The 5,456-nt window shown below is 36.7% G+C and carries 6 protein-coding genes; 2 read left to right on the top strand and 4 right to left on the bottom strand.

What is annotated here, in order from left to right:
* Positions 1 to 980, top strand: a 980-nt coding sequence (locus JK211_RS16450; protein WP_212709701.1) for a MobA/MobL family protein, incomplete at its 5' end; no start/stop codon positions are given.
* Positions 981 to 1,117: 137 nt separating this feature from the next.
* Here JK211_RS16450 and JK211_RS16445 read toward each other — a convergent pair.
* From JK211_RS16445 to JK211_RS16430, 4 genes are all read right to left on the bottom strand, one after another.
* Complete coding sequence (locus tag JK211_RS16445) at positions 1,118 to 2,596, bottom strand: protein rep (protein WP_212709700.1); 1,479 nt, start codon at positions 2,594 to 2,596, stop codon at positions 1,118 to 1,120.
* Positions 2,597 to 3,332: 736 nt separating this feature from the next.
* On the bottom strand, positions 3,333 to 3,875 hold the full coding sequence (locus tag JK211_RS16440; RefSeq protein ID WP_212709699.1) for a hypothetical protein: 543 nt from the start codon (positions 3,873 to 3,875) through the stop codon (positions 3,333 to 3,335).
* Positions 3,876 to 3,896: 21 nt separating this feature from the next.
* Positions 3,897 to 4,193 carry a hypothetical protein gene (locus JK211_RS16435; RefSeq protein WP_099456243.1) on the bottom strand — a complete coding sequence of 99 codons (297 nt, stop codon included), beginning with the start codon at positions 4,191 to 4,193 and terminating at the stop codon, positions 3,897 to 3,899.
* Positions 4,194 to 4,319: 126 nt separating this feature from the next.
* Positions 4,320 to 4,883, bottom strand: a complete 564-nt coding sequence (locus JK211_RS16430) for a hypothetical protein (RefSeq protein ID WP_212709698.1) — start codon at positions 4,881 to 4,883, stop codon at positions 4,320 to 4,322.
* Between the two features lie 378 nt (positions 4,884 to 5,261).
* Between JK211_RS16430 and JK211_RS16425 the strand changes: the two genes are divergently transcribed.
* Positions 5,262 to 5,456, top strand: a 195-nt coding sequence (locus JK211_RS16425; protein WP_212709697.1) for a MobA/MobL family protein, incomplete at its 3' end; no start/stop codon positions are given.

The raw sequence follows: 5,456 nt of genomic DNA, 5'->3' as shown, positions 1-5,456 counted from the left end.
CAGGCTTAATTTTTGACTATACAAAAAAAACAGATTTATATAAAAGTGGTATTATTTTGCCTGAAAATGCGCCCGCTCGTTTTTATGAGCGTTCAACCCTCTGGCAGGAAGTCGAGAATATAGAACGCAGAAAAGACAGTCAGTTATGCAGGTACGCCATTATTTCTTTATGCGCTGAGTTAAGCGCGGAACAAAATGAGCAACTTTTAAAAAAGTATTTAAAAGATAATTTTGTTAATAAAGGAATGATTGCTGATTACTCGATACACGACATTAACAAAAAACCGCACGCGCACATTATGCTCACTATGCGTAAATGTGAAAATGAGGGATTCAGCAAGAAAAAGGAACGATGCTGGAATAATAAAGACTTGGCGGAAATATGGCGGCGACAGTGGTCTCTTTTGGTAAATAAGACTTTAAGAGAAAACGGGCACAATAACACGATTACACATTTAAGCTTTTTACGTCAAAAAGAGTTAGCAATAGCAAAAGCACGCGAAGCGCTGGAAAATAACGACATTAAAAAAGCAGAAGAACTAACAACATTGGCTAAACATTTAGCAACTAAAAAGCCCGTTAAACGCAAGCCGACAGTTAAATATTTAAAAGATAAAGCACGTAAAAAAAACAAAAACCCCGAATTGCGCCAGAGGTTAAAACAACAACAAGAACAAAAAGAAGAGAATATAAAAAATAATAAAAGCGTAGGATTGTTTTTTAGAAATATTCTATTAAAACTAAAAGGAGGGAATGACAAAAAAAACAAAACGGAAAAGATGCAAAAAATGACAGAAGCCGATTTTTTCAAAAATATGAAAACAGACGAAGAAGAGGCCGAAAATTTAGAATTAAATAAATATATAAATAAGGAGTTAGAAAATGAGCTTAATCAGAAAAATGACATTACACACACACCCGAGGGGAATCGAATTAGAAACAGGGAGAAAAAGGGTAATAAGCCACCGCGACGAAAATAATAAAAGATGGATTATTGAAATGACACTAAGAGATCCAGAGGAGGAGTTAAAAAACAAAAAAGAGGAAGAATATAACGCTAAACAGATAAAAAACAACAGATAATAAAAGCCCCATATATGGGGCTTAATTATTTATATTAAAATGGTGGGTTGTCTTCTATTACCTCAATATTTAATTCAATTTCTTTTTTAATATTTTCCAATTCTTCCGCACTCAAAATACTTTCCATTTTTTCATAAATTACAGATTTAAAAGTGTAATCATGGAAAGGCTGATAAAATCCGCTTTTCCTTTCCACCAATTCACCCGCTTTTTCCATTCTTTTAAATGTTTTATATATTCGATCCGCAAGGGTATTATGATTATTTATTTCTTCATTAACAGTTAAAAAATCGCCTTTGTTCATTGCCGCGATCATTATATCCAGAATATAATTTTTACTTTCAAGTTGTGCGGTCAACGTTGTTTTTATGCTGTTTATTGTGTTAGTTCTTTTCTTATTTAACGCTTCTTCTTCTGTCGTTTCAATTGCAATATATTTATGATCGTCATCCCACAGCACGCTATAAAATTTAGCCTGATTATTATTTAAATCTTTCCTTATTTCTTTCTCGTTATATTCACGCGGTGGCAGTTCTGATATTAATGTTTTATAAATTCCAAAAAATGAAATAGCGCGTATGTTTTTTATTTGTTTGTCATATTCAAAAAACCAATCATCATTTTTAACTAATGCTTTTTTCGACCCTTCATCTTCTTTTGCGGTATATTTAAGCACGTAGTTTATAACCTGATCGCCTTCTTTTTGAAGAGTTTCAATCGTCGCGTATTTCCGATTTTCTCTTGTGTAATCAGGGGCTTGCACGCGTAAAATTTTTACAAATGCTTTACCGTTCGGATAGTCTGCAACGTTAAAAACGCGCCCCGTTTTTTCTACTTCTAATTTTAAACAGTCAGTCCATGCTGTCGCCCACTGATCGGCATTTATATATAATGGAGAATTACGCGCAAAATATGACGCTTTAACTTGTAGTAAAAAATGAATATGAGGATGGCAAAAATCCGCGCCTGATTCGCCGCGTGTTACTTCAAAACACCTAAAACCGCCTACACCTATTTTAAACTCTTTTCTTTTAAACATACGAGCAAATGCTTTACTCATTATTTTTAAATAGTCTTTTAATTCAACAATTGGCGGGTTTTTTATAGTTAACGTGCCGAAAATTAGCCCATCTTTTGCGTTTGTTTGCTCTATTAGCTTTGGCGTAATTTCGCGCACTTTATTTTGTAGTATGTACGCACGGACGCGTTGGCAAGTGGTGCACGACCGATCTTTGCAACGGTGGCTATAAAGCGAATAGCCATATCCACCCGACCCTATGGCCATCTCCATATGACTTGAACACCCAAAAACACGCCCCGCGCGTTTCTTCATAGCCTCAGCTTTACCGCCCTCGAGCTTTTCAGCTTGAAGGTAGTAGAGTTTGGCAAGTCTTATACTCTTGCCCTTTCTTTCGTTCAATCTTTGCCCATTTTGGGCTGCATATGTGGTTAAAAATGGCACTTCGCCAGTGTTGACAATATCCCCATATGCTTTATTATTTTCATAAAGCATCTGATTAATCCCGTTTTCTTTTGTAGCTTCGCAACTCAAAAGTTACGGGATTTTTCTTTTTTGTCAAATGCTTAAAAAATCGCCATAAACAAAAACACCCGCGCAAATCCCCCCAACGGTTGATCTCGTCCCATTTATAGCCCGCTTTTTAACTGCTTTAATGTATGCCGTCCCAAAAACACCCCCTATTTAGTGCTAAAAATGTAGAGCCGTCCCAGGTTTACCTTCTATCGCTTTATGTTGTCCGTTTATCGTTTCTTTTAGCCCTTCCTTGCCTGTATAAAATTTGCGCTTTTTTCCGTTTTGGTATGTAATTAAAAAAACCAAGAAATCCAGCATTGGCGCGGCTTGTAGCCCGATTTACCCCCTAAAATTCGTGCGATTTATTTCTTAATAATCAAGTTGAGTGCGCCCCTATGGGGCTTTAAAAGAAAGGTCAAAAGCAAAAGGCAAATCCTGAACGGATTTTAAACCCCCAACCCCCAGAGGGGGCTAAAAGACAAAAACCCTGCGACTGCCAGATCCAGAGAGAAAGGGAAGGGATAGGACGACAGACACGAAACAAACAAACCCACCCGGACGCCTGCCGTCCTGCGGTGAGTATAAAGGGCAAAAGGGCGGCTTAACAGGAGGAAGGCTCGCCGTGGCTCTCCTTCCCCCTTAGCCAAGGGTGGGGTCGTTCCGTCGCGTCAATGGTTCGCTACGCCCAGCAAGCTGGCCATTGACCCGCCTACACTCAAAGACCCAAAAACGACAGATCAACGCCTGGGTAAAACGTAGCGGCTACCGTCGAGATTGTAAGCTGTATGTTTACAGCTAAAACGCCACCTATGATGTGCGTCCAGCTCTTGCCTATAAGCCCACTACCTGCGCCCTTGTTCGTTGCCTCCCACAGCATCAAAAAGCCACGAAAAACGGCAATTGTGCCCAACATTTGCACAAATAATAAAACGCTTGTAAATGCTAAATTTAAACCAAGCCCATCCTGCGGAATATCACTTAAAAGGCTTTGAGGTGAAAATTCCGCCGCTTTATTGTTTAAAGTGTCCGAAAGAATGGGGATAAATCGAGAAATTGCCACCATCAAAGCGGCGATCACTGTTTGAATGATTGGCTTTGCGATTCCGCTTTTGCCATCTGCGGCGTTTTTATAATTAACAATCGCCAAAAATGACAGCCAACAGCCAACACACCAAAACAAAACAACGACGAAAGACGAAACCGCTGACCATGTAGCGGTTCCGTGTTTGAACATATCCAACAGGGTTAATTTATCCATGATTAACCCCCTCATTATTTATTATTTTTGCGGTTTTTTTTTAAATGTACGTGCTACTTTTTTAGCTTTTCTTTCTTCAAGTTCGTTTTCCGCCCATTTCATCAAGCCGTTTTTAAAATCGTCGTCTTGATAATCAAAATATGCTAACAAACCGACGACTTTTTTAAAATTGTCGTATCCTTCAAGATCATATTTTAAAATTTCTGCCGCAATTGCTTTCATGTTTTTAGCGTTCGCCTGATCTTTTAAGTGTTTTTCTTTTTTCTCTAATGCCGCGAGTTCTCTTTTTAATCTCTCTTTTTGTTGTTGTAAGCTCATATAGCCCCCTTATTTTTACAATGTTTATCTTTTCTTTTTTTTTAGCCATTGCCTACGCTTTACAATGTAAAGCGCGGACAATGAAATAATAATAATAATATTTAAAATGAAAGTTATAATCATATTTTAAGCCTTACCAAGTTTTAACTTTAATCTTTCAAATTCTTTATCTTCTTCCTTTTTTTCTTTTTCTATTTTTTCGATCTGCTTTTCTATTTCTTCACTCAAAAATAGCTGCAAATCTTCCAAATAATCATTTCCATTTTTATCAAATTCTTTTTTGTCCACGCAAAAATAAAACGTGTGTGAATAACCCATCAAATCTGGCGCTCTAAAAGTGAAAGCGTCACTTAATATATCCTTGGTTTTTTTATATTGTTTTATTGTTTTAAAGTATTTTTTAAAGTGCTTTTTAAATGCGTTTACTTCGTAATAATCAAAAACTAACTCTTTAAAATTGCTCTGCTTTGCAAAAAGACGCTCGTTAATTAAACTATTTATATATGTTTTGTGGAAGTAATCAGCTAAATAGTCAACATTTGGATTAGTGTTAATTTTTAATTTATCTTCTTCATTTTTTTGCTCATTCAAATAATTAAATTTATTGAATTTATTAAATTCTCCGCGAAAATAAGCGCTACAATCGCTATTTTCATTATAATATTTATTTTTGAAAGTGTTGTAATTCATAAGTATACCCTCTATTTTTTTCTTTATATTATTTCTATTAATATATAAAAAATAAAAGTCAAATATATTTGGTGGTTTTATTTACTTTTTATTAAAAGGTTTTATTAAATAATAAATAAGGCGGTAGCTGCGCACGAAGTAAGCCCCATTTTGAACGTTAGTTCTAAATGCCCGCTTATACATTGCCTTCGGCAACGTGCGTGCTCTGCGAGGCTTGAGGGCTTCGCCCTATGTCGCTAACGCGACAAGCGGAACACCTACGGCGCACCGCACGGGCTAAGGCTTCCCAATGCTTCCGCAAAGGTTGCCCCCGCCCGTATGCCCTCCCCTCTTCCGTGTGTGTGGGCATGAAAAAGAAAAAAGAAAAAGGAGACAACGATGGCAATATTTCATCTCGAATTTAAAATTTTGACGCGAACAACAAAAACAGGAAAAAGCAAAAGCTCGCTTTATCTCGCCGCTTATAACAGCCGCGAAAAATTAAAAGACGAAAATACAGGCTTAATTTTTGACTATACAAAAAAAACAGATTTATATAAAAGTGGTATTATTTTGCCTGAAAATGCGCCCGCT

The organism is Tatumella sp. JGM130 (assembly GCF_018257525.1).
Classification (GTDB): domain Bacteria; phylum Pseudomonadota; class Gammaproteobacteria; order Enterobacterales; family Enterobacteriaceae; genus Tatumella; species Tatumella punctata.
This window is presented reverse-complemented; position numbering and strand designations above follow the sequence as displayed.

Coding starts and splice junctions, on each gene's coding strand:
- JK211_RS16440 (WP_212709699.1), bottom strand. CDS start 3,875: ATGGATAAATTAACCCTGTTGGATATGTTCAAACACGGAACCGCTACA.
- JK211_RS16435 (WP_099456243.1), bottom strand. CDS start 4,193: ATGAGCTTACAACAACAAAAAGAGAGATTAAAAAGAGAACTCGCGGCA.
- JK211_RS16430 (WP_212709698.1), bottom strand. CDS start 4,883: ATGAATTACAACACTTTCAAAAATAAATATTATAATGAAAATAGCGAT.
- JK211_RS16445 (WP_212709700.1), bottom strand. CDS start 2,596: ATGCTTTATGAAAATAATAAAGCATATGGGGATATTGTCAACACTGGC.